Origin of the sequence: Candidatus Manganitrophus noduliformans, from assembly GCF_012184425.1 — a bacterium.
In the GTDB taxonomy this organism is placed as follows: domain Bacteria; phylum Nitrospirota; class Nitrospiria; order SBBL01; family Manganitrophaceae; genus Manganitrophus; species Manganitrophus noduliformans.
Map to the genome: position 1 here is coordinate 1,304,344 of NZ_VTOW01000001.1, position 23,190 is coordinate 1,327,533.

Sequence of the window (23,190 nt, forward strand, 5' to 3'; positions counted from 1 at the left end):
TCTATCATGGTTGTCGGATGACAGCAGAAAACGGCGAAAAGAAAAGAAGGAAGGAGCGCGTCCTGGTGGTTCAGGAGGTCGGGATCAACGGCGCCGCCTCCGGCCAGGCGATTGATCTCAGCACCGAAGGGATGTATATCACGACGCATGAAAAATTCGAGAGAAACGCGACGATCACGCTCCATTTTTGCCTCGAAAAGCATGAAATCGAGGTGAAGGCCAAAGTGGTTTATCTCCATGAAGGGGTCGGAATGGGGGTGCGGTTCGTCGGACTCAAGCCGGGAGATCTCGACTATCTGAAGGGGTACATTGAGAAGGTCTCCCATTCGCACAGCTTCTCTCATTCGAACCAAAAGAAGGTCCTGATTATCGATGATACCCAGTTCTACCAGGCGGTCTATCGGCAACGTCTTCTTTCCGAAGGCTTCTCCGTCCTGGTGGCCGATAACGGCATCGAGGGGCTCAAAATTTTGTTCAGGGAGCGACCGATCCTTGTCCTGCTCGATCTGGTCATGGACGGGATGGACGGCTATAAGGTTCTCCACATCATTCGATCCCAACCGGAGATCAAGGACATTCCGGTCATCGTCTCTTCAGTGAGGGGGACCCCTAACGAAGTGAACCGCGCGATCGATTTAGGGGCCGTCGATTTCCTCGTCAAGGCGACCACCTCTCCCAACAAGGTTGTCGAAAAAATCAAAGAAGTGATCCGTCACCGGCGTCCGGCGCATTAATCCAAAAAATTGATCGGAGAGAATTTTGATACGGGACCGATTCGTCCTGCGGGAGCGGCGCGCTTATTTCCCCGGGGGGGGAAGGGTGCACGAGATTTCGTAGTCGAGAAGCTGCGTGATGGTGGGGTTTGGTCCGCAGAGATGGCACTGCTTGTTCTTTGGAACCTTCACCGTGCGGAACGACATCTCAAGGGCGTCATAAACGAGGAGTCTTCCGGCGAGCGAGGTTCCGATTCCCAAAATTTCCTTCAGCGCTTCAGCGGCCTGGAGCACGCCGATCGTTCCGGCGAGGACGCCGAGCACCCCGGCTTCTTGGCAACTGGGGACCAGCCCCGCGGGGGGAGGCTCCGGATAGAGACACCGATAACAGGGTTTCGGCTCGGAGGTCTCGTGCGGTTTGAGGGTGGTCAGTTGCCCCTCGAACCGGAAGATGCTTCCGGAGACAAGGGTCTTCTTGAGAAAAAAGCAGGCGTCGTTCACGAGGAATCGGGTCGCGAAATTATCCGATCCGTCGAGGACGATGTCGTAATCCTTGATGAGATCAAGGATGTTTTCGGATGAAATTTTTCCGAGATGAGGGACGATCTTGACGTCCGGGTTCATACTTGAAAGGGTCTCTTGGGCCGATTCGACCTTCGGGCGATGGAGTGTTTTCGTGCTGTGCAGGACCTGGCGCTGAAGGTTGGAGAGATCGACCACGTCGCTGTCGATGATGCCGAGGGTTCCCACGCCGGCCGCCGCCAGATAGAGAGCCGCGGGGGAGCCGAGCCCGCCGGCCCCGATCAAGAAAACCCGCGCCGCGGCGATTTTTTTCTGTCCTTTTCCTCCCACTTCGGGAAGGAGAATGTGGCGGCTGTATCGCTGAAGTTGCTCTTCTGTAAATGCCATTCTTATGGATGCTCCCGTATTACTCGATAATATTTCTTTCGATCGGATCGACCTTCACCCCTTTTTTCTTGAGGTCTTCCACGGCGCGCTCGATCTCCGCGGGCTCTCCCGTCAATTCCAAATCGACCCATCCGGTCTTCTCGGTCACGTCGGCCCGCCGGATGTTGGTGATGAGTTTATAATCCTTCCCAATCTGGTAAATAATCGGCTCTCGAATTTTCTCTTCCGGAAATGTAATATGAACCTTTAGACTGGCCAATTATCCCTCCCTTGGTATCCTCGTTATTCGTTAAACGTGATTACAAACGATCCTCCTGCGATGGCCGGGACGATCGAAACTTCATCCCCCTTTTTCACGGGAGTCAGGATCCCCTGATGAAAACGGATGTCTTCTTCATTGACATAGATATTGACGAACCGGCGGAGTTCCCCCTGCTCATCGCAGAGCCGTTCTTTGAGGCCGGGATATTCCTTATCCAGAAGGTTAATCAATGCGGCGATGGTTTCCCCTTCGGCGGCGACCTCTCCCTGACCGCCGGTCAGTTTACGCAAAGGGGTCGGAATGCGAACCTTGATCATTGGACTCCTCTTTCTTTATTCGAAGTATCGGCCGAGGCGGCTTTCAGCGCTTCCTGGAAATTCGCCAGGCTCGGTTGGATATTCCAGGGAACACCCAGGGCCGGTGCGACCGCCTCCTGGGTCTTGAGGCCGTTTCCGGTGATATAGGCCACCACCGATTCCCCCTTTCTGAAAAGACCCTTCTTGGCCAGCTTTTTCAGAACGCCGATCGTGACCCCTCCTGCGGTCTCCGCGAAGACCCCTTCGGTCCGAGCGAGCAGGGTCATTCCCTCGACGACCTCCTCATCGGTCACATGCTCGATCACCCCGCCGCTTGCGAGGACAACCTTGACTGCGTAGAAACCGTCCGCCGGGTTTCCGATGGCGAGCGATTTTGCGATCGTCTTCGGTTTGACCGGTTTAATGAAATCTCGCTTTTCTTTAAAGGCGGCGGCGACGGGGGAGCACCCTTCTGCCTGGGCCCCATGAATCTGTGTCTTCACCGGGGAGACGAAACCAAGATCGGCGAACTCGTTGAAGCCTTTTGAGATCTTCGTGAGAAGCGATCCCGATGCGATCGGCACGACCACGTGATCCGGCGTTCGCCATCCGAGCTGCTCCATCGCCTCGTAAGCGAGGGTTTTCGATCCCTCGGAGTAGTAGGGGCGGATATTGATATTGACGAACGCCCACGAATACTCTCCGGCGATCTCGCTGCAGAGGCGGTTGACGTCGTCATAGTTCCCATTAACGGCCACAACGTTCGGCCGGTAAATCAAATTCCCCAGGACTTTTCCCGCTTCCAGATCGGCCGGGATGAAGACGAAACAGCGAAGCCGCGCCTCGGCGGCATGTGCGGAGACCGAATTGGCCAGGTTCCCGGTGGAAGCGCAGGCGACCGTGTCGAAGCCAAGCTCCTTCGCCCGCGTGAGGGCGACGGCGACGACCCGATCTTTGAAAGAGAGGGTGAGGCAATTCACCGTGTCATTTTTCAAATAGAGATAATCGAGCCCCAACTCCGCGCCGAGATTCTTGGCGTGGATCATCGGCGTAAAGCCGGCGTTCAGGCCGACCGTCGGCTCCCCCTCGATCGGGAGGAGGTCCTGATATCGCCAGAGGCTCTTCGGCCCCTGAAGAATTTTTTCTTTCGTAATTTTTGTTTTGATGTAGTCGTAATTGTAGGAGACCTCCAACGGGCCGAAGCAGAATTCGCAGACGTGAAGGGCCGCGGCGGGATAGGTTTTGCCGCACTCTTTACATTTCAACCCTTTCATCTTGCTCATCGTGTTCTATCCTAAATTGAGGCTGATCGTGGATCGTTCATCACTAAGAAATGCTTCTCATCGTCACGCTCCCACGCTGGCGCGCCGATTTTTTTCTTTGGATTTTATGGCTGGTGATTCATTCCCTGTGATCGGAGGGGGGCCGGATCTGTATCACAGACCGGCGGTTCCTGGACCTCCAGTGTTCTGATTGTCGGATTGCCGCCGCAGAGAGGACAGTTTGGATTCCTTCGGATCGGGATCTCTCGGAACTGTGTCCGGAGGGCATCATATTTCAGGATTCGGTCGGTCAACGGTTTTCCAATCCCTAGAATCAGTTTCAAAACTTCGGTCCCTTGAAGGGTTCCAATCAATCCGGCGAGCGCCCCGAGCACCCCGGCCTCTTGGCAGGTTGGAATCAGACCCGCCGGGGGAGGCTCCGGGAAGATGCAGCGATAACAAGCGCTGGTACCGGGAAGGATCGTGAAGAGCTGTCCCTCGAATCGGAGAATCCCCCCGTGGATGAGCGGTTTCTTCGCGAAGTGGGCGGCGTCGTTGATTAAAAATTTGGCCGGAAAGTTATCGGTTCCGTCGATCACATAGTCGAAGTCGTTGAAGATTTTCAGCGCATTGTCGGCATCGAGGTTCTCCTGGTACGGAACGACCTTCACATCGGAGTTGATCGCAACCATCTTTTCCTGAGCCGAAAGGACTTTGGGCCGGCCGATATCGGAAGTATGGTGGATGATCTGGCGCTGCAGGTTGGAGAGATCGACGACATCGGCATCGATCAGACCGAGGGTGCCGACCCCCGCCGCGGCGAGGTAGAGGGCGATCGGAGAGCCCAAACCTCCGGCGCCGACGATCAGAACCTTCGCCTGCCCGATTTTCTTTTGTCCCTTGCCGCCGACTTCAGTGAGAATAATATGCCGGCTGTACCGGACGAGTTGTTCTTCCGTAAAGGCCATTTTCTTACCGCCTAAATATTAAAATATTTCTCGATGCTGATGTATCGCTCCCCGGTGTCGGGAAGGATCGTCACGACCGTCTTGCCTCGGCCAAGTTCCCGTGCAATCTGCTGTGCGGCCAGCGCGTTGGCGCCGGAGGAGATCCCGACGAGAAGTCCCTCTTGGCGCGCGAGCAGCTTGGCGGTTTTGTAGGCGTCGTCATCGCTGACGGTGATGACCCGGTCGATGATTTTCCGATTAAGAACATTCGGAACGAAACCGGCGCCGATCCCTTGGATTTTATGCGGACCGGGCTCCCCGCCGGAGAGGACCGGCGAGGCGGACGGCTCGACCGCCACGATCATCGTCTTCGGATTCTTCGCCTTGAGCACTTCGCCGACCCCGGTAATCGTCCCTCCCGTCCCGACCCCGACGACAAAGGCATCGACCTTTCCGTCCAGCGCTTCCAGGATCTCCGGCCCGGTCGTCTTCCGATGGACCTCAGGATTCGCAGGGTTCGAGAACTGATTCGGCATGAAGTAATTTGGATTCTGCTCGATGATGCTTTCCGCCTCTTTGATGGCGCCGCGCATCCCCTCCCAGGCGGGGGTCAGGACGAGCTGGGCGCCGTAGGAAGAGAGCAGGCTGGCCCGCTCCATGCTCATCGATTCGGGCATGACGAGAATCAACTTGTATCCGCGGACCGCGGCGACCAGGGCGAGACCGATTCCGGTGTTGCCGCTGGTCGGCTCCACCATCGTTCCCCCCGGCCGAAGCTTCCCGGCCTGCTCGGCCGCCTCGATCATGCTGAGGCAGATTCGATCCTTCACGCTCCCGCCGGGATTGAAGAATTCGACTTTTGCAAAGAGGCGGGCGCTTTCATCGTCGGCGAACCGGTTCAATTGAACCATCGGGGTTCGCCCGATTAATTCGGTGATGTTCGGATGTGATTTCATGAGATTCCTTGCTGGAATGGATTCAAAACAATTCCGTCCCGGAGCCGCCCCCCATGAAGAAGAGAAATTCGATTTCGTCTCCCTCCTGGATGCGGGTTTGATCCAGGCTGGATCGATCGACCATCTTGGCGTTCAATTCAACGGTGACCATTCGGGGCTCGATCTTCTTTGCTTTCAGGAGGTCCAAAAGCGTTGTTTCCTGAACTTCTTCTTGTTTTCCGTTGATTTTGACTCGCATCATGCCGGTTCCTTGACAGCCATTTTCAATCAGTGCTATATAGTAGCCAACTTATTGAGGAATATGGAAACTTATCAAATAAGCATCTCGAATGTCAAGGCATTTTAGCCGCTTCCGATAACGATGAAGCTGCATGGAGCGGGCTTCGTTTTATTTTAAATCGTGCCGCGAGAAGAAAAATTTTTGACGATTAGAGGAAACGACTAAGAATATCTCGAAGGGTAAAGATCGATGCGAGAAATGTTGAGAATATTTTTGGAGGACGGTTCTAACGCATAGTTCAATTTGTGGTTCTACCTATAGGGGGGGCTGATCGGTCAACGCCCAACAGCTGGTCCCTCATCCACCGCCTGAAAAACGCCTGCTCATCTCATCACGCTCAGAAAAACACTTCCGAATCAAATATTTCGAGAATATCCGGATCCCTTCCCGTCGGCGGGTTCCTCCTCATGTCTACCCGGTATAACCTTTTGGGACATCGGCCCTTTTTCCCTTGACAAAGTGGAAAGCTGGGGTATAATTCCCCCCAATGTGGGATGAAGTGGGATATAGCTGAGGGGGTAGCGTGTTCCTGGGGAAATACCAGCATACGATCGACGCGAAAGGGCGGTTGAGTATCCCGGTAAAGTTTAGAGAGTTTTTGAACGCCTACTCCAACGCAACCGTCATCATCACCACCGATCTCGATCGATGCCTGGCGGCGTATCCGCTTCAAGAGTGGAACGTAATGACCGAGAAGGCGAAAAAGCTGCCGACCATGGACAAGGGGGTCAAGAATTTTTTAAGATTTTTTTATTCCCGCGCGACCGAATGTCCGCTCGATAAACAAGGGCGGATCCTTCTTCCTCCGCCGCTCCGGGAGTATGCGCAGGTCAACGGCGACGTCCTCGTCGTCGGAATTGAAAATCGATTCGAGATTTGGAATCCGCAAAAATGGCAGGAGAATGAGGCGCTCGTGACCGAAAATAGCGAGCGAATTCAGGAGGCGTTGGCCAGCTTGGGGATGTGAGCGGGCGAGGCCGACGTCCACCACTCTCCTGAAGTCAGTTTTGAAGTTAAGCGTTTTTCTCTCCGTGTAAAGATTTCGATAAGAGTTGTGATCCGAGCGCCATCGAGAAGTAGAAACCCTTCAAGGCGATTCAACAAGTGCTCGCAGCAATGGTGGAACCGAATTTCTCGGAAAGAGAATCGGAAAGAGAAGATGAAGGGGGGCGGGTCCACGAGCCTGTCCTCGTCGAAGAGGTTCTCATCGCCTTGGACTGCAAACCAAACGGAAGAAAACTCTATCTCGATTGCACCGTCGGATTGGGAGGCCATACGGAGGCGATCCTTGCCGCGACAAATCCCGAAGGACGGGTTGTCGGACTCGATCGGGATGAGGAGGCGCTTGCCTTGGCGGAAAAACGGCTTCATCCTTACCGCGATCGGATCATTCTTCGTAAAGGTTCTTTCAATGAACTCTCGAGAATTGCGGCGGAACTCAATCTGAAGGAGGTCGATGGTCTTCTTTTCGACCTCGGGATCTCCTCTCTTCAATTGGATCGACCGGAACGTGGATTCTCATTTCAAAGGCCGGGTCCCCTCGATATGCGGATGAATCAAATGGAAAAAGAAACGGCGGCCGATTGGATCAATCGCGCCACCGAACGCGAACTGGCCGAAATCATCCGGACGTATGGAGAGGAGCGATGGGCCAAGCGGATCGCCTCCTCGATCATCCGTTTTCGATCGGAGAGCGGACCGATCACCCGAACGGAAGAGCTGGAGGGGGTAATCTGGCGGGCGTACCCTGCCAAAGCGCGCCACGGCCGAATCCACCCGGCGACGAGGACCTTTCAGGCGTTCCGGATGGTCGTCAATCAAGAGATGGCGCAACTGGAAGCCGGCCTTGAAGCGGCCCTCTCCCTGCTGGCGGTGGGAGGGCGGCTGGTCGTCATTTCATTCCATTCCCTCGAGGATCGGCTCGTCAAGCAGACCTTCAAGAAATGGGCGATGCAGGAGCCGCGCCGATTCGTGAATCTTTACAAGAAGCCGATCCAGGCCGGACCGGAGGAGATTGCGCGGAATCCGAGGGCGCGAAGCGCCAAACTCCGCGGTCTTGAGAGGGCCGCATGAACGAATGGTTTCGTCAGTTGGAATCGCGGATTGCATTTTTATTTCTTGGAGGGGCGATTCTCTTTTTTGCTTTTCTCTCCCTCTGGCAGCGCAACCAGATGATTCATCTCGGCTATGAGATCGAGCAGCTCCACCAGCAAAAGGCGGAGTTGCGCCGCATCCATCAAACCCTCCTGGTCGAGGCGGAGAGCTTAAGCGCGATCGAACGGGTTGAGCAGATTGCCGCGCGTCAGTTGAAGATGTCCCCCGTCCTTCCTGAACAGCGCGTCTATATCCGGCAAGCAAGAGACGAAAGGGGAACCCCGGAGGGGACGGGAGGAAGAGCGCAATGATTTTCAAACGCTCCGCCCCCGGGGAGAGGTTTGTGCCCGGTTCCTCCAGAAATAAACGTGGGGGAACGGCTGCATTGTTTCTCGTCTCTTCTCTTTTGACGGTCGGATTCCTTCTCGTTTCGGTCCGCCTCGTCGTGTTGCAGGTGTTCCAGCACGACGAATGGTCGAAGAGAGCCGAACGCGAGCACGAGAAGAATGTTTCGATCGAGGCGGAGCGGGGGGCCATTTACGATCGAAACGGGACCGTCCTTGCCATGAATGTCGAGGTCCCGTCGGTGTATGCCGTTCCGGGCGAGATCCGCAATTCCGCGGCGGTTTCCCGAAAGCTGGGGCCGATTTTAAAGATCGACCCGAAAAGCCTGGCGAAAAAGCTGGATGACGGAAAGAGCTTCGTTTGGCTCGCCCGGAAAATCGATCCGGCGAAGGCGGAGGAGATCCGGCTTCTTCAATTGGACGGGATCGGGTTCGTCATGGAGAGCCAGCGCTTTTATCCGAAGCGGGCCCTCTTCGGCCATCTCTTGGGATTCGCCGGTCTCGACAACCGCGGTCTGGAGGGGATCGAGCTGAAATATGACACCACCCTTCGGGGAGAGAAGGGATGGCTGGTCCTGGAGAGAGACGCCCACGGCAAATCGATCTTCCCGAAAGATCTGAATTATATCGCCCCCTCTCGCGGCAAAGATCTCCACCTCACAGTGGATGAAGTGATTCAGCATATCAGCGAGCGGGAGCTCGACCGGGTGGTCGATCAGACGCGCGCCAAGGGGGGAACGATCATCGTGATGAACCCCTGGAGCGGGGAGATCCTGGCAATGGCGGTCCGGCCGCGCTTCAATCCCAATACGGTCCGAACGCATCGACCCTCCGAGTGGCGCAACCGGGCGATCACCGACGCCTATGAGCCGGGCTCCACCTTTAAGATTGTGACCGCCGCGGCGGCGCTGGAAGAGAAGGTGGTCGATCCGAACGAGATGATCGACTGCGAGGAGGGGAGCTATCGGATCTTCGGGACGGTATTGAACGATCACGACCCGGTCGGCGTCGTCCCCTTTCGCCAGGTCATCGCGAAGTCGAGCAACATCGGAACGGCGAAGGTGGCGGAACGTCTCGGAGAGAAGCGGATGTCGAGCTACATCCGCGCCTTCGGATTCGGAGAGCGTCTCGGAATCGATCTGCTCGGGGAGATGCCCGGACTGGTCCGGGATCCGAAGCAGTGGTCGAAGCGCTCTCTCGCTTCGATCTCGATCGGTCAGGAGATCGGCGTCACCCCGCTGCAGGTGATCACCGCGGTCTCCGCCATCGCGAACGGAGGGTGGTTGATGACGCCGCATCTGGTCCGGCAGGTCAAGGAGATCGATCTTCAGCGGGTCGGCGGCGAAGGAAGAGTGGTCAAGGAGTCGTCGCCTCAGGTCCGCCGGCGGGCGGTTTCGGAGGAGACGGCCCGGGAGATGGTTCGGATTCTCGAAGGGGTCGTTTCGAAATCAGGGACAGGGCTGCTGGCGGCGATTCCGGGATATTCGGTTGCGGGAAAAACAGGCACGGCGCAGAAGATCGATCCCGCGACGGGCCGCTACTCCAGGCATGCTTTCGTCAGCTCCTTCGTCGGGTTTGCGCCGGCGGAAGATCCGGCCGTGGCGATTCTCGTGATGATCGATGAGCCGGAAGGGGACGGATGGGGGGGGACGGTCGCCGCGCCGGTCTTTTCCACGATCGGGCGGGAGGTTCTCCACTATTTGAAGGTGCCGCCGCATCCGTCGCTGAACGAGCAGGTCCTGACCGCTTCAATGAAAGGTCGAAGCGCTCCGAAGGTGCGGGGAACCGCCTCGGCCGTGAAGGTATCCGATGCGGTCGCATCGAGCGGTCTGGGAACGCGTCGCACGCCGAGGAGCGTGTTTGAAGCTGAATGACTGGTTGACCCTTTTTTCGACCGTGGCGGTCTCCGGGAAGGCCGATCTGGAGATCGAATCGATCGCATCCGATTCAAGGAAAGTCCGGCCGGGAGGACTTTTCGTCGCCGTGGCCGGGTCAAAGCAGGACGGCCGCCGGTTTATTTCGGAGGCGATCGAGCGCGGCGCGACCGTCGTTGTCGCCGAAGGGCCGGCGAATGCGCTCGACGCGACCTCTCGGAAGGAAGATCGTCCGATCACGTATATTCAGGTGTCCGATGCCCGGCAAGCGCTCGCTCATCTTTCCTCTTATTTTTACGGGAATCCGACCGATGGTCTTCATCTTATCGGGGTGACCGGCACCAATGGAAAGACGACGACGACCTTCCTGATCCAGGCGCTTTTGAGAACGGCCGGTTTCAAAACAGGACTGATCGGAACGATCCGATTCGACTTGGGGAATGCCGTCCGTCCGGCAACGCATACCACCCCCGGGGCGATGGAGCTGCAGGCGCTTTTTGCGGAGATGAGAGGGGCCGGCGCGACCCATGCGGTCATGGAAGTTTCCTCTCACGCGCTCGACCAGAGACGGGTGGAGGGATGTTGGTTCGACACGGCGATCTTTACGAACCTGACCCGGGACCACCTCGATTACCACGGAACGATCGAGGCCTACTTCGCCGCGAAGCGAAAGCTCTTCGATCAAACCGGGATGACGCTGGTGAACCTCGATGATCCTTGGGGAAGGCGAATCCGGGAAGAGATCCCGGGCCGGTGTTGGGGCTACGGGATCTCCGAGCGAGGCCAATTCTATCCGAAGTCGATGGAGATCGGTCCGGGGGGAATCAGAATGACGGTGGCAAGCCCGATGGGAGAAATGGAAATCCGATCTCCTCTCGTCGGGCGCTATAACGTCTACAACCTGTTGGCGGCGATCGGGGCGGGGGCGGCGTTGGAATTGTCAAAAGAGTCGATCATCGCCGGCGTGGCGGCGATGGCCGGGGTGCCGGGGCGGTTCGAGAAAATCGACGCCGGCCAGCCGTTTCTGGTCATCGTCGATTATGCGCACACCGAAGATGCGCTCGATCGACTGCTTCAAGCGGTGTCGGATATTCACCCCCGCCGGATCATCACCGTCTTCGGCTGCGGCGGCGACCGCGATCGGGGAAAGCGGCCGAAGATGGGGGCGGTTTCGGCCCGCCACAGCGATGTGACGGTGCTGACCTCCGACAATCCGAGGGGCGAGCCGCCGATGGCGATCATTCAAGAAATCGAGGCCGGGCTTCGATCGGCCGACTCCTCGGCGGAGTATCAGGTTATTCCCGATCGTCGCGAGGCGATCGAGCGGGCCGTCCGTCTCGCCGCGGAGGGGGACGCGGTCGTGATCGCCGGCAAGGGCCACGAAGACTATCAGATCATCGGGAATGAGCGCCTTCCCTTTGACGATCGGGAAGTCGCCCGGACCGCGCTGACCGCCCGTGTGGGACGAAAATGAAGGTTCAGGAGCAGGTGGTGTGGAGCGTTGAGGAAATTACGATTGGAAGCGGCGGCGAGCGGCGGGGGAACGCCTCGGCGGAGGTGACCGGCGTTTCGATCGATACCCGCACGCTCCGTCCGGGCGACCTTTTTGTTGCCGTCAAAGGGCCGCGGTTCGACGGCCATGACTTTGTGGCGCAGGCGTTGGAGCAGGGGGCCTCGGGCGCCGTTGTTTCCCGTCACGGATTTCAGGCTCGGGAAGGGGCTTGGCGGCCGCTTCTCGATCGCCATTTTTTGATCCTGGTGGAGGATCCCCTTACGGCGCTCCAATCTTTGGCGGCCTGGCACCGGACGCGATTCGACCTTCCGTTGATCGGGGTGACCGGGAGCAACGGGAAGACGACGACGAAAGAGATGATTGCCGCCATCCTCTCCCGGAGAGGGCCGGTCTTGAAGACGGAAGGGAATCTCAACAATCACCTCGGTCTTCCCCTTTCCCTTCTTCGTCTCGACGCAAGCCATCGGGCGGCGGTCCTGGAGATCGGAATCAGCCTCAAGGGGGAGATGCGGTGCCTCTGCGAGATCGCTCGGCCGACCGTCGGTTTGATCACCAACATCGGCCCGGCCCATCTGGAGTTCTTGGGAAGCATCGAAGGGGTAGCCGAGGAGAAGGGGTCGTTGTTCGAAGCGGTTCGTCCCGACGGCACGGCGATCATCAACCTCGACGATCCGCATCTGGCCCCCTGGGAGAAGCGGCTCTCTGTGAAGTGGACTTTTGCGCTCGACGCCCCGGCCGATGTGACGGCGACCGAGATCCGGCCCGAGGGGGCGGGGATCGGTTTTCTCCTGACCCTTCGCCGGACCGGGGAGGCGGGGCGGGTTCATCTGGCGACGTCGGGGCGGCATCAGGTGGCGAACGCGCTCGGCGCGGCCGCGGTCGCCTGCGCGTTGGGGTACCGGCTGGAGGAGATTCGCGATGGGCTCGCCGATTTCCGGCCGGTGGCGCTCCGGGCGGAGGTGCTGGAGGCGGAGGGAAAAACGCTCCTCCTCGATGCTTATAATGCCAATCCGGCCTCGATCAAGGCGGCCATCGAGATGCTCGCCGCTTTCCCGCGGCGCGAGGGGGGTTCCTCCCGGAAAATTGCGCTGCTCGGCGACATGCTCGAGTTGGGGACCTTTTCAGAGTCGGCCCACCGAGGGGTTGGAGAGGCGGCGGCACAAAACGGGATCGATCTGCTGATCGCCGTCGGTCGGTGGGCCGGCGCGGTGGCCGAGGGGGCGCGTCAGGCGGGAATGGCCGGCGAGAAGATTTCGGCGTATGCCGATCTTCCGTCGCTTCAAAAAGAGTTTTTGTCTTATCTTCGGAAAGGAGACGTGTTGTTGATTAAAGGATCGCGCGGAATGCGGATGGAAACGGTCCTGGCGTGGCTCGGGGTCGAGCGATCGGATCGGGGAAAGCGGGCGGAGACCCTCCCTCTGGAGAGGGGAAAAGATTAATGCTCTATCATCTCCTCTATCCGCTCCATACGACCTATTCGTTTTTTAACGTTTTTCGATACATCACTTTCCGGACGATTTATGCCATCGTGACCGCCTTGGTGATCTCGTTTCTGATCGGGGAGGTGGTTACCGAAATGCTCCGCCGCTATCAAATCGGCCAGCAGATCCGGAGCGACGGACCAAAATCGCACATGAGCAAATCGGGCACTCCCACGATGGGAGGGATCCTGATCCTCATCGCGATGGTCGGTTCGACGCTCCTCTGGGCCGACCTGACAAACAGATATGTTTGGCTGGTTCTGACTGCCACGGTGGGATTCGGTGCCATCGGGTTTATGGATGATTATCTGAAATGTATTCGAAAAAACACCAAAGGGCTCCTTCCCCGATACAAATTCAGCCTGCAGATCCTGGTGGCTTTGATCATCGCCCTGGGAGTCTATCGTTCTGCCGCCTACTCTCCGATTCTCTCGGTCCCTTTCTTCAAGAATATCATCCCCGATTTGGGGGCGCTCTACATTCCCTTCGCGATCCTGGTGATCGTCGGGGCCTCGAACGCGGTGAACCTGACCGACGGATTGGATGGCTTGGTCATCGGCCCGATCACCGTGACGGCGGTGGCGTATACGATCGTCGCCTATGTGACCGGCCACAGAACCTTTTCGGAGTATCTTCTGATTCCCTATATCGAGGGGGCGGGGGAGCTGTCGGTCTTCTGCGGCGCGATGATCGGGGCGAGCCTCGGCTTTCTCTGGTACAACGCCTATCCGGCGTCGATCTTCATGGGAGACGTCGGCTCGCTCCCCCTCGGCGGCGCGCTGGGAACGGTGGCGGTGATCTCGAAGCACGAATTGCTGCTCGCTTTGGTCGGCGGCATCTTTGTGATGGAGGCGCTCTCGGTGATCTTTCAGGTCGCCTCGTTCAAATCGAGCGGGAGGCGGGTCTTTCTGATGGCGCCGATCCACCACCACTTCGAACTGAAGGGGTGGAAGGAGCCGAAGATCGTCGTCCGTTTTTGGATTCTCTCGATCATTTTGGCTTTGTTGAGTTTGAGCACCCTCAAGCTGAGGTAGTATGTCCTCTTTGCTCTTCGGAGAACGAAACGGGTGATGACGCGTAACGGGGTTGCATTGAAGGAGTCATTCAAAGGAAAGCGGGTCACGGTGGTCGGGATGGGGGCCAGCGGCATGGCCGCCGCCTCACTTTTGGTCCGGGAAGGGGCCGACGTGCTCGTCGTCGACGACCGTCAAAAAACGGTCCCTTCTTCTCTCTCGCACCTTTCCCAAGGAGGGGAGGGGCTCGGCACCGTCCACTTCCGCCTCGGCGGCCGACGCGAGGAAGATCTTCTCTCCTCCGAATGCGTGGTTCTGAGCCCCGGGGTTCCTTTAAAAACCCTTCCGCTGAAGGAACTCCAGGCGCGCCGCATCCCGATCATCGGCGAGATCGAGCTGGCTTCGGCCTTCCTTTCGGCCCTCTCGGCGCCGATCATTGCAATCACCGGGACCAACGGAAAGAGCACCACCACCACCCTGGTCGGAGAGATCCTCAAGGGATGGGGGTGGAAGGTCTTCGTCGGGGGAAATTTGGGGACGCCGCTGTCGGAGGCGGTCACCGGAACGTGGGATTTCATCGTGGCGGAGCTGAGCTCTTTTCAATTGGAGACGATCCAAACCTTCCGGCCCCGGATCGCCGCCCTGTTGAACGTCACCCCCGATCACCTCGACCGGTATCCCGATTTTCAGTCGTACCAGGCGGCGAAGTGGCGGCTCTTCGAGAACCAATCGGAGGGGGATTATGCGGTCCTCAACCAAGATGATCCGGCCACGATGCCGCCGGCGCTGAAAGGCTCGGCCGTCTCTTTCAGCCGTCTCGCGATCCCGAAGCGGGGGGTCTATCTTCATTGGCGGGAGGGGGAGATCGTTTCCAACCTCTGGGGGGAGGCGGAGCCGATCGTTCGGGTGGAGTTCTTGAAGATCAAAGGATCTCACAATATCGAGAACGCGATGGCGGCGATCGCGGTCACCCTCCTCTGCGGCTGCTCGGCCGAGGGGATTCGACAGGCGCTGATGAACTTCAAGGGGCTTCCGCATCGGATGGAGCTGGTGCGGGAGGTGCGCGGGGTCAAATACATCAACGATTCGAAGGGGACGAACGTCGGGGCGGTGATCAAGTCGATCGAGGGGTTGGCCGTTCCGGTGATCCTGATCGCCGGAGGGAAGGACAAGGAGAGCGACTTCACCCCGATGAGGGAGTTGATTCTAAAGAAGGTGAAGCGGCTGATCTTGCTGGGAGAGGCGCAGGAAAAAATCGCCCGCTGTTTTTCGGATCATCCCGCCGTGGAACGGGTCGGGTCGATGGAGCAGGCGGTCGAGCGGGCCGCCGCCTCCGCGGCGGCGGGGGAAATCGTCCTTCTCTCCCCCGGCTGCGCGAGCTTTGACATGTTCCGGGACTACCGGCACCGGGGCGAGGTCTTCAGGCAAGCGGTGGAGGGACTGCCGTCGTGAGTGCAAAGAAGAGAACGGGCGTAGAAAATCATTCTCTGTTTGCCTCCATTCCGCAATCGGAAAGGAATCTGAAAGCGGCGCGGAGGCCCCGCGCCGCGGGCGACCGCCTTCTGCTGATGATCGCCCTCTTTTTGGGCATTGTCGGGCTGGTCATGATCTACAGCGCCAGCGGCATTTTGGCGGGAAAGAACTATCAAGATTCGGCCTTCTTCCTGAAGAGACAGTTCCTCTGGATGGGGATCGCCCTTTTCTCGTTTCTGATCGTTTCACGCATCCCGCTCGATCGCCTGCGGGAATGGGTCGCTCCGATGATGATTCTTATTTTTGCCCTGCTGATCGCGGTGCTCCTCCCGGGGATCGGGTCTGAAGTGAACGGCTCCCGCCGATGGATTCGCCTGGGGCCGGCCGCTTTTCAGCCTTCGGAGGCGGCCAAGCTCTTCACCGTGATCTATCTGAGCCACTATGTGGTGAAGAAGGGGGAAAAGATCCGGGATTTCTTCGAGGGGTTGGCGCCGGCATTGGTCGTCATCGGTCTGCAGATCGCCCTGATTTTGGTGGAGCCCGATCTCGGAATGAGCGTGATCATCCTCATTTTGGCTGCGCTCCTTCTCTTTTTAGGAGGGGTCTCGTTTACGCATTTGGCTTCGCTGGGGCTGCTGATGATCCCATTGGTTCTCTACTGGATCTTGAAGACCCCCTACCGACTCCAGCGGGTGATGTCGTATCTGAATCCCTGGAGTGATCCGTCGGCGAGCGGCTTTCAGATGATCCAATCGTACCTCGCGTTGGGAAGCGGCGGGATCTTCGGGAACGGATTGGGGGAGGGGCGGCAGAAGCTCTTCTTTCTTCCCGAGCCGCACACCGATTTTATCTTCGCCCTGATCGGGGAGGAACTGGGGTTGATCGGGACCCTCTCGCTCCTCCTTCTCTATGTCTTTCTTTTGTGGAAAGGAACCCGGATCGCCTGGTCGGTCGAAGATCCCTTCCACCGGATGCTGGCGATGGGAACAACCCTGATGATGACCCTGCCGGCGCTGATGAACATGGGGGTGGTGACCGGGCTGCTCCCGACCAAGGGATTGGCCCTCCCCTTCGTGAGCTATGGGGGCTCTTCTCTTCTGATGAACTGGCTGGCGATGGGGCTTCTCTACAATGTCTCCCGGAGCACCGCCCCTTATCGGGCGAGGGCCGGCGCGAGGGGACTTGCAGCGGAAGGGGGACGGGCATGAGGGTCGTGATCGCAGGGGGAGGAACCGGCGGCCATCTCTACCCGGGGATCGCCCTGGCGCAGACTTTTCAGAAGGCGGAGTCGAACGCCAAGGTTCTCTTTGTCGGAACCGCGCAGGGGATGGAGGCGAAGCTCCTTCCCGAAAAGGGATTCTCATTTGCCGCGATTTCGGCGAAGGGGTTCGTCGGAAAAGGGATCATGGGCCGGCTCAAATCCCTTCTCCTGGTGCCGGTGGGCTTGTTCCAGTCGATTTCGATCCTGAGGAATTTCTCTCCGCAGCTGGTCATCGGGATCGGCGGGTATGCCGCGGGGCCGGTCTTGTTGGCCGCGGTCTTGCTGAAGATCAAGCGGGTGATTTTGGAGCCGAACTTGGTGCCGGGACTCGCCAACAAATTGATTGCCCCCTGGGTCGATCTGGCGGTGATCGCCTTTGAGGAGACGCGCGCCTATCTTCGGACAAACCGCTTTCTGCGCGCCGGCGTTCCGGTCCGGCCGGAGATCGTCGAGGCGGGGGTCGGTAAGGGCGTATCGCAATACGCCCCTACAGATACAAAGACCCTCCTGATTCTGGGGGGGAGCCAGGGGGCGCAATCGATCAACCGGGCGATGGTCGCGGCCCTTCCTCATTTGGGGCAAGAAAAAGGATCGTTTCAGATCATCCATCAGACCGGCAAACGTGATTGGGAAGAGGTGAAGGAAGCTTACGAGCGCTCCGGACGCTCGGCCCGCGTCGAGCCGTTTATTCACGACATGGCGGCGGTCTATGCTGCGGCCGATCTTGTCGTCAGCCGCGCGGGGGCGGGAACCCTCTCGGAGTTGGGAGCGGTCGGGAAGCCGTCGCTTTTGGTCCCTTATCCGCTCGCCACCGGCCACCAGGAGAAGAATGCGGCGGCCTTTGTGTCGGCGGGGGCGGCTGAGATGATATTGGATCGGGATCTCGACGGGCGAAGGCTGGCCGAGCGGATTGTCTTTCTTCTCTCCGATCCCAAGCGGCTTTCCGAGATGGCCGGGGCGGCCCGGCGTCAAGGACATCCGCATTCGGCGGAAGAAATTGTGGAAGCCTGTTATCAACTGGTGGGGGCCGAGGGCTCGGGATCGCGCCATGTTTCGTAAAGTTCAACACATTCATTTCGTTGGGATCGGCGGGGTCGGGATGAGCGGGATCGCGGAGATTCTCCTCAACATGGGTTTTCGGGTCAGCGGATCGGACAGGGCGGCGTCGGAGCAGACCCGCCGGCTGGCGTCGATGGGGGGGACCATTCATGTGGGCCATGATCCCGGCAACATCGTCGGGGCGGAGGTCCTCGTCTACTCTTCGGCGGTCCGACCCGACAATGTCGAAATCGTCGCGGCGAAGCAGCAGAAGGTCCCTGTGATCCCCCGGGCCGAGATGCTGGCTGAGTTGATGCGGCTTCGATACGGAATCGCCGTGGCCGGCGCGCATGGAAAGACGACCACGACGACGATGGTCGCGACCGTTCTGGCCGAAGGGGGGCTCGATCCGACGGCGGTGATCGGGGGAAAGGTGAACAGCTTCGGCGGCCACGCGAAGAAGGGGGAGGGAGATTTTCTGGTGGCCGAGGCCGATGAGAGCGACGGCTCGTTTTTGAAGCTTTCGCCGACGGTGGCGGTGGTGACAACGATCGACCGGGAGCATCTTGATTACTACCGGACGTTCGAGGCGATCCAGGCGACGTTCCTCAGCTTCATCAACAAGATTCCGTTTTATGGACTGGCGATCCTTTGCGGCGACGATCGGGCGATCGCTGAACTGATCCCGCGGGTGGAGAAGCGCTATCTCACTTATGGCACCGCGTCCCATCTTGATCTGGTCGCGGAAGAGATGGCCTTCCGGCCCTGGAAGACGACCTTCCATGCGCGATTTCATGGGGAGTCGCTCGGCCGTTTCACCCTCCCGGTGCCGGGCCGACACAACGTGCTGAACGCCCTGGCCGCGATCGCGGTCGGATTGGAGCTGGAGATTCCGGTCGAGTCGATCCGAAAAGGATTGGAAGGATACCGGGGGGTCGAACGGCGCTTTCAACTGCAAGGGGAGAAAAACGGCGTCTGGGTCATCGACGATTACGGGCACCACCCGACCGAGATCCGGGCGACCCTGGCGGCGGCGAAGCGGGGATGGGGATGCGAGCTGGTCGTCCTCTTTCAGCCGCATCGGTACACCCGTACGCGAGATCTGTTGGATGACCTGGCGGGTTCGTTCGCCGACGCCGATCACCTGATCCTGACCGACATCTATGCCGCCGGCGAGCCGCCGATTCCGGGGATCGACGGGGAGCGGCTCTGCCAGGCGGTCGTAGCGAGCGGTCATCCCGATGTGATGTTTCTCCGCGACCGCGCCGAGATGCTCGCCGCGGTCGAAAAGAAGGCCAAGCCGGGGATGATGGTGATCACCCTCGGCGCCGGCGATATTTGGAAGCTGGGGAAAGCGTTTCTCTCCGGGTCGGAGGGAGTGAAGTAGGATGAGATTGATGCAAATGGAGCCGGAGAAAAAGGAGGGCCTACCGCTGAAAGAGGCCTTGAAAGATTACCCGGGGGAGGTCCGCTTCGACGAGCCGGTCGCGCCGTACACCTCGCTCAAGGTCGGCGGGCCGGCCGAGGCGATGGTTTTCCCGAGATCTTCGGCGGAGGTGGTTCTCCTGATGGAGCGGATCGGCCGGTATCGGCTCCCCTATTTTGTCCTAGGAGGGGGGAGCAACCTGATTGTGCGCGACGGCGGAATTCCGGGGGTGGTCGTTCACCTGAAACATTTAAGCCGGATCACCTTCCAGGAGCCCGATACCCTTCTTGCCGATGCGGGGGTCTCTTATCCGAAGCTCTCCACCGAGGCGATGGCGAAGGGTCTTTCCGGATTGGAGTTCGCCGCCGGGATTCCGGGGACCGTCGGCGGGGCGATCGCGATGAACGCCGGCATTCCGGGCGAAGAGACGGCATCGGTCTTGAGCTCCGTCACCCTTGTCGATGAAGAGGCAAGAGTGAAAACCCTTCCGAAAGAAGCGATTCAATTCGGTTATCGGACCGCGGCGCTTCCCAAGGGGATGGTGACCTCCGCCTCTTTCCGGTTGACGCCGGCCTCCCCCGAGGAGGTCGAGGAAAAATTGAAGCGGCTATTGAAGCGGCGGCGGGAGACCCAACCCCTCTCCTTCCCGAACGTCGGCTCGGTCTTCACGAACCCGCCGGGGGATTACGCCGGGAGGCTGGTTGAATCGGTGGGGCTGAAGGGGCGCCGAATCGGCGATGCGCAGATCTCCGAGCGGCACGGCAACTTCATTGTCAACCTCGGCCAGGCCAAGGCGGGCGACGTTCTGGCGCTCATCGGCGAGATGCAGATACGAGTCAAAGCGGAGCAGGGTATCGATCTTGAACTGGAAGCGAAAGTGGTAGGAAGGGAGTAGCGGTGGCGTTGGGGCCGTTTCTCGGAAAGCGGATCGGGGTCCTTATGGGCGGCATGTCGGCGGAGCGGGAGGTGTCGCTGAAGAGCGGGCGGGCGATCGCCGCTTCGCTCGATCGGCTTGGCTACACCGCCGTCCCGATCGATGTCGATTCCGAGGTGGCCCAGACCCTTCGGGCGAAGCGAATCGAGATTGCCTTCAACGCGCTGCATGGCCGGTACGGAGAAGACGGCGCGATTCAGGGGGTATTAGAGGTGATGCGGGTTCCTTACACCGGCTCCGGCATCCTGGCGAGCGCGCTCGGAATGGATAAGATCGCCTCGCACGATCTCTTCCAATCGCACGGGATTCCGGTTCCGCCGTTTCAGGTTTTGACGGAGGAAGCGCTCTCCGGGTTCCGCGCAGACGGCCTCTCGTTCGGGTTTCCCGTTGTTGTCAAGCCGGCGATGGAAGGCTCCAGCGTCGGGGTCACGATTGTCTCGGGGCCGGGGGAGATCGATTCCGCGCTGAAAGAGGCTTTTCAATATGGTCCCCGGATTTTGATCGAGAAGTATATCTCGGGGATGGAGGTCCAGGTCGGGATTTTGGGAAGCGAGGCGCTCGGGGCGATTGAGATCCGGCCGAAGACAAAATTCTATGACTATACCGCCAAGTACGTTCCCGGCATGTCGGAGCATCTCTTCCCGGCGCCGCTTCCGCCCGATGTTTATCAGAAAGTCCTCGACTGGGGGCTGAAAGCGCACCACGTATTAGGGTGCACCGGCTACAGCCGGGTCGATCTGCTGGTCGATGAGCGGAAGCGCCCTTATGTTCTGGAGGTCAACACCCTCCCGGGAATGACCGAAACAAGCCTCCTCCCGGAGATTGCCCGGGGGGTCGGGATCGATTTCGACGCGCTGGTCGAACGCATTTTAGAGACGGCAGGATTAGACAAGTAGGGGCGACGCGTGCGTCGCCCGTACAACCAATATGGATATTGTTTGAATGAAGGCACTTGCGATCCAGAGGAATAAAAGAAGAAGAGGTCGGCTCTCTTGGGCGCGGCTGATCACCTGGCTTCGGCCGACGCTCTGGGCCGTTCTCCTCGGTGGAAGTCTCTTCGCGCTTTATCTCGGCGGGCAGCGATTGACGGCCTCCCCTGCATTCCAAGTTCGGGAGATCCGGTGGACCGGCCTTCATCATCTAAAAGAGCCCGAGATGACGGCACGTTTTCGGTCGATCGTGGGACGGAGTCTCTTTCGCGTCGACATCGCCCAGATACAACGGGAGGTCCAGGCGAATCCATGGGTCAAGAAGGCGGTCGTCCGGAAGGAATTTCCCGATCGGCTGCACATTCAGGTGATCGAACGGGTTCCGGCGGCGGTCGAGATCGACTCGGCCCGCCGGCCGCGCCTCCGGGATGAGGAGGGGAAGATCTTACAGCAGAACGGAGACCCCCCCGAAGAGTTGCCCCGGATCATTCATTACAATCCGGCTGCTTATCCGCAAGGGCTCCAATTGGCCTCGCTCATATCGGACACGCTGGAGAAGGAGGGGGCCGGGCCCTCTCTTTTCGTAATCGATTTGGCCGATCCGGAGGACCTGGTGGTTCATTTCCCGGAAGGGGTTCTCCATTTCGGCAAGGAAGAGTATTCCGAGCGGTGGCGGCGGTTTCTTGAAATTAGAGAAGATCTCGAACGGCGGGGAATTTCCGATCGGGAGATTGATCTCCGATACCGGCGAAAGGTGATTGTGAAGGATGGTTTCACCCCCGATGAGGGGGAGCGCGGATTGTGGCCCGGCGAGAAAGAGGCCGGGCGAGAGTCTCAGTTCTAAATCGGCAATACAGCGCCGCTTCTTCGGGCGGGGCTGAACGAGAGGGTCGGACGACCTTCTCAAGGAGGATCTCTTGGCGAAGCGTGAAAATATTTTGGTCGGCCTCGATGTCGGAACGACGAAGATCTGCGCCATCGTCGGCGAGGTCGTCGACGAGAAGCGGATCGATATCATCGGCATCGGGACCCACCCCTCGAAGGGGCTCAAGAAGGGGATGGTGGTGAATATCGAAAGCACCGTTGATTCGATCAAGCGGGCGGTCGAAGAGGCCGAGCTGATGGCGGGGGTGGAGGTCAATTCGGTCTATACCGGCATCGCCGGGGGGCATATCAAAGGGCTCAACAGCCGGGGGGTGATCGCCGTCAAAGATCACGAGGTGACCCGGGCCGATATCGCGCGGGTGGTCGATGCCGCAAAGGCGGTCGCCATCCCGATGGACCGGGAGATTCTCCATGTCCTTCCGCAGGAGTTTATCGTCGACAGCCAAGATGGGATTAAAGATCCGCTTGGGATGTCGGGGGTGCGGCTGGAGGCGGAGGTTCACATCATCACCGGCTTGGTGACGTCGGCGCAGAACATCGTCAAGAGCATCAACCGGGCGGGGCTGCAGATGGCGGAGATGATCCTTCAGCCGCTCGCGTCGAGCGAGGCGGTGCTCACCCCGGAAGAGCGGGAGCTGGGGGTGGTGATGGTCGATATCGGCGGCGGGACGACCGATATTGCGACCTACATCGAAGGGAGTGTCCGCCACACCGCGGTCCTGGCGGTCGGGGGGACCCATTTTACCAACGACATCGCCATCGGGCTTCGGACCCCTCCCGCCGATGCCGAGAAGATCAAGGTCAAATACGGCTGCGCCTCCACGGAGATGGTGAAGGACAACGAAACGATCGAGGTTCCGAGCGTCGGCGGGCGTCCGCCGCGGGTTCTCTCGCGCCAGCTGCTCTCCGAGATTATCGAGCCGCGGGCCGAGGAGATTTTCATGCTGGTCGCGCGCGAAATCGAACGAATGGGTTTTGAAGAGCGGGTCGCCTCCGGGGTGGTGATTACCGGGGGGACCTCTTGTTTAAACGGGATGGTCGAAGTGGCCGAGCGGGTGCTCGGTCTTCCGGTCCGGCGGGGGGTGCCTGCCGGCATGGGGGGGCTGATCGACGTCGTCGGAAGCCCGATGTATGCCACCGGCGCGGGGCTCATCCTCTATGCGTTTCGGAACCAAGAAAAGGAAGATCATCGAAGAAACGGAAAAGGGCAGCTGTTCCAGCGGATCAAGGGCCAAATGAAGAGCTGGGTGAAGGAATTTTTTTAAACCAGGATCGGCGCCGCATGAGGCGCCTAAAAAGA

General features: G+C 59.1%; 23 protein-coding genes. 16 read left to right on the plus strand and 7 right to left on the minus strand.

Annotation, left to right across the window (positions count from 1 at the left end):
- The first annotated feature begins 17 nt into the window (after positions 1-17).
- Positions 18-734, plus strand: coding sequence for a response regulator (locus tag MNODULE_RS06515; RefSeq protein ID WP_168058636.1), 717 nt, complete (start codon positions 18-20; stop codon positions 732-734).
- 63 nt (positions 735-797) lie between these two features.
- Here MNODULE_RS06515 and moeB read toward each other — a convergent pair whose 3' ends face one another.
- From moeB to thiS, 7 genes are all read right to left on the minus strand, one after another.
- Positions 798-1,622, minus strand: a complete 825-nt coding sequence (moeB, locus tag MNODULE_RS06520; protein WP_168058637.1) for a molybdopterin-synthase adenylyltransferase MoeB — start codon at positions 1,620-1,622, stop codon at positions 798-800.
- A 19-nt stretch (positions 1,623-1,641) separates the two neighbouring features.
- Positions 1,642-1,881 (minus strand): NIL domain-containing protein, encoded by a 240-nt coding sequence (locus MNODULE_RS06525; RefSeq protein ID WP_168058638.1) that lies wholly within the window; start codon positions 1,879-1,881, stop codon positions 1,642-1,644.
- 23 nt (positions 1,882-1,904) lie between these two features.
- Positions 1,905-2,201 carry a ubiquitin-like small modifier protein 1 gene (locus tag MNODULE_RS06530; RefSeq protein ID WP_168058639.1) on the minus strand — a complete coding sequence of 99 codons (297 nt, stop codon included), beginning with the start codon at positions 2,199-2,201 and terminating at the stop codon, positions 1,905-1,907.
- Positions 2,198-3,463, minus strand: coding sequence for a threonine synthase (gene thrC, locus MNODULE_RS06535; protein ID WP_168058640.1), 1,266 nt, complete (start codon positions 3,461-3,463; stop codon positions 2,198-2,200). Before thrC ends, MNODULE_RS06530 begins: the two co-directional genes overlap by 4 nt.
- Positions 3,464-3,567: 104 nt before the next feature.
- Positions 3,568-4,410 carry a HesA/MoeB/ThiF family protein gene (locus MNODULE_RS06540; protein WP_168058641.1) on the minus strand — a complete coding sequence of 281 codons (843 nt, stop codon included), beginning with the start codon at positions 4,408-4,410 and terminating at the stop codon, positions 3,568-3,570.
- 11 nt (positions 4,411-4,421) lie between these two features.
- Entirely contained in the window at positions 4,422-5,345 is a 924-nt protein-coding gene (cysK, locus tag MNODULE_RS06545; RefSeq protein ID WP_168058642.1) for a cysteine synthase A, read from the minus strand.
- Positions 5,346-5,367: 22 nt separating this feature from the next.
- Complete coding sequence (gene thiS, locus MNODULE_RS06550; protein WP_238339227.1) at positions 5,368-5,586, minus strand: sulfur carrier protein ThiS; 219 nt, start codon at positions 5,584-5,586, stop codon at positions 5,368-5,370.
- 562 nt (positions 5,587-6,148) lie between these two features.
- On the opposite strand from thiS, the gene mraZ reads away from it, so the two are divergent.
- The 15 genes from mraZ to ftsA all read left to right on the plus strand — a co-directional run bounded on the left by mraZ (position 6,149) and on the right by ftsA (position 23,155).
- Positions 6,149-6,592, plus strand: a complete 444-nt coding sequence (gene mraZ / locus MNODULE_RS06555; RefSeq protein WP_168058643.1) for a division/cell wall cluster transcriptional repressor MraZ — start codon at positions 6,149-6,151, stop codon at positions 6,590-6,592.
- A gap of 149 nt (positions 6,593-6,741) precedes the next feature.
- Positions 6,742-7,698, plus strand: coding sequence for a 16S rRNA (cytosine(1402)-N(4))-methyltransferase RsmH (gene rsmH, locus MNODULE_RS06560; RefSeq protein ID WP_168059232.1), 957 nt, complete (start codon positions 6,742-6,744; stop codon positions 7,696-7,698).
- Complete coding sequence (ftsL, locus tag MNODULE_RS06565) at positions 7,695-8,030, plus strand: cell division protein FtsL (protein WP_168058644.1); 336 nt, start codon at positions 7,695-7,697, stop codon at positions 8,028-8,030. The genes rsmH and ftsL overlap by 4 nt, the downstream gene beginning before the upstream one ends.
- Entirely contained in the window at positions 8,027-9,937 is a 1,911-nt protein-coding gene (locus MNODULE_RS06570; protein WP_168058645.1) for a peptidoglycan D,D-transpeptidase FtsI family protein, read from the plus strand. Before ftsL ends, MNODULE_RS06570 begins: the two co-directional genes overlap by 4 nt.
- Positions 9,924-11,411, plus strand: coding sequence for a UDP-N-acetylmuramoyl-L-alanyl-D-glutamate--2,6-diaminopimelate ligase (locus MNODULE_RS06575; RefSeq protein WP_202882129.1), 1,488 nt, complete (start codon positions 9,924-9,926; stop codon positions 11,409-11,411). The genes MNODULE_RS06570 and MNODULE_RS06575 overlap by 14 nt, the downstream gene beginning before the upstream one ends.
- Complete coding sequence (locus tag MNODULE_RS06580; RefSeq protein WP_168058647.1) at positions 11,408-12,889, plus strand: UDP-N-acetylmuramoyl-tripeptide--D-alanyl-D-alanine ligase; 1,482 nt, start codon at positions 11,408-11,410, stop codon at positions 12,887-12,889. Before MNODULE_RS06575 ends, MNODULE_RS06580 begins: the two co-directional genes overlap by 4 nt.
- A complete protein-coding gene (mraY, locus tag MNODULE_RS06585) occupies positions 12,889-13,965 on the plus strand; it encodes a phospho-N-acetylmuramoyl-pentapeptide-transferase (RefSeq protein WP_168058648.1) in 1,077 nt (358 codons plus the stop codon). Before MNODULE_RS06580 ends, mraY begins: the two co-directional genes overlap by 1 nt.
- Before the next feature lie 36 nt (positions 13,966-14,001).
- Complete coding sequence (gene murD / locus MNODULE_RS06590; protein ID WP_238339367.1) at positions 14,002-15,396, plus strand: UDP-N-acetylmuramoyl-L-alanine--D-glutamate ligase; 1,395 nt, start codon at positions 14,002-14,004, stop codon at positions 15,394-15,396.
- Positions 15,393-16,625 carry a putative lipid II flippase FtsW gene (gene ftsW / locus MNODULE_RS06595; RefSeq protein ID WP_168058650.1) on the plus strand — a complete coding sequence of 411 codons (1,233 nt, stop codon included), beginning with the start codon at positions 15,393-15,395 and terminating at the stop codon, positions 16,623-16,625. Before murD ends, ftsW begins: the two co-directional genes overlap by 4 nt.
- The gene (murG, locus tag MNODULE_RS06600) at positions 16,622-17,737 is read left to right on the plus strand and encodes an undecaprenyldiphospho-muramoylpentapeptide beta-N-acetylglucosaminyltransferase (RefSeq protein ID WP_168058651.1); all 1,116 of its coding nucleotides are present in this window, start codon (positions 16,622-16,624) and stop codon (positions 17,735-17,737) included. The genes ftsW and murG overlap by 4 nt, the downstream gene beginning before the upstream one ends.
- Positions 17,727-19,103, plus strand: a complete 1,377-nt coding sequence (murC, locus tag MNODULE_RS06605) for a UDP-N-acetylmuramate--L-alanine ligase (protein ID WP_168058652.1) — start codon at positions 17,727-17,729, stop codon at positions 19,101-19,103. Before murG ends, murC begins: the two co-directional genes overlap by 11 nt.
- Before the next feature lies 1 nt (position 19,104).
- Complete coding sequence (gene murB / locus MNODULE_RS06610; protein WP_168058653.1) at positions 19,105-20,037, plus strand: UDP-N-acetylmuramate dehydrogenase; 933 nt, start codon at positions 19,105-19,107, stop codon at positions 20,035-20,037.
- 2 nt (positions 20,038-20,039) lie between these two features.
- Positions 20,040-20,972: a D-alanine--D-alanine ligase gene (locus MNODULE_RS06615; RefSeq protein WP_320412357.1), complete on the plus strand. Its 933-nt coding sequence runs from the start codon at positions 20,040-20,042 to the stop codon at positions 20,970-20,972.
- A 46-nt stretch (positions 20,973-21,018) separates the two neighbouring features.
- A complete protein-coding gene (locus MNODULE_RS06620) occupies positions 21,019-21,849 on the plus strand; it encodes a cell division protein FtsQ/DivIB (protein ID WP_168058654.1) in 831 nt (276 codons plus the stop codon).
- 73 nt (positions 21,850-21,922) lie between these two features.
- A complete protein-coding gene (gene ftsA / locus MNODULE_RS06625) occupies positions 21,923-23,155 on the plus strand; it encodes a cell division protein FtsA (RefSeq protein ID WP_168058655.1) in 1,233 nt (410 codons plus the stop codon).
- Positions 23,156-23,190: the final 35 nt, after the last annotated feature.

Coding starts and splice junctions, on each gene's coding strand:
- MNODULE_RS06515 (WP_168058636.1), top strand. CDS start 18: ATGACAGCAGAAAACGGCGAAAAGAAAAGAAGGAAGGAGCGCGTCCTG.
- moeB (WP_168058637.1), bottom strand. CDS start 1,622: ATGGCATTTACAGAAGAGCAACTTCAGCGATACAGCCGCCACATTCTC.
- MNODULE_RS06530 (WP_168058639.1), bottom strand. CDS start 2,201: ATGATCAAGGTTCGCATTCCGACCCCTTTGCGTAAACTGACCGGCGGT.
- thrC (WP_168058640.1), bottom strand. CDS start 3,463: ATGAGCAAGATGAAAGGGTTGAAATGTAAAGAGTGCGGCAAAACCTAT.
- MNODULE_RS06540 (WP_168058641.1), bottom strand. CDS start 4,410: ATGGCCTTTACGGAAGAACAACTCGTCCGGTACAGCCGGCATATTATT.
- cysK (WP_168058642.1), bottom strand. CDS start 5,345: ATGAAATCACATCCGAACATCACCGAATTAATCGGGCGAACCCCGATG.
- thiS (WP_238339227.1), bottom strand. CDS start 5,586: ATGATGCGAGTCAAAATCAACGGAAAACAAGAAGAAGTTCAGGAAACA.
- rsmH (WP_168059232.1), top strand. CDS start 6,742: ATGGTGGAACCGAATTTCTCGGAAAGAGAATCGGAAAGAGAAGATGAA.
- ftsL (WP_168058644.1), top strand. CDS start 7,695: ATGAACGAATGGTTTCGTCAGTTGGAATCGCGGATTGCATTTTTATTT.
- MNODULE_RS06570 (WP_168058645.1), top strand. CDS start 8,027: ATGATTTTCAAACGCTCCGCCCCCGGGGAGAGGTTTGTGCCCGGTTCC.
- MNODULE_RS06580 (WP_168058647.1), top strand. CDS start 11,408: ATGAAGGTTCAGGAGCAGGTGGTGTGGAGCGTTGAGGAAATTACGATT.
- mraY (WP_168058648.1), top strand. CDS start 12,889: ATGCTCTATCATCTCCTCTATCCGCTCCATACGACCTATTCGTTTTTT.
- murD (WP_238339367.1), top strand. CDS start 14,002: ATGACGCGTAACGGGGTTGCATTGAAGGAGTCATTCAAAGGAAAGCGG.
- murG (WP_168058651.1), top strand. CDS start 16,622: ATGAGGGTCGTGATCGCAGGGGGAGGAACCGGCGGCCATCTCTACCCG.
- murC (WP_168058652.1), top strand. CDS start 17,727: ATGTTTCGTAAAGTTCAACACATTCATTTCGTTGGGATCGGCGGGGTC.
- murB (WP_168058653.1), top strand. CDS start 19,105: ATGAGATTGATGCAAATGGAGCCGGAGAAAAAGGAGGGCCTACCGCTG.
- MNODULE_RS06620 (WP_168058654.1), top strand. CDS start 21,019: ATGAAGGCACTTGCGATCCAGAGGAATAAAAGAAGAAGAGGTCGGCTC.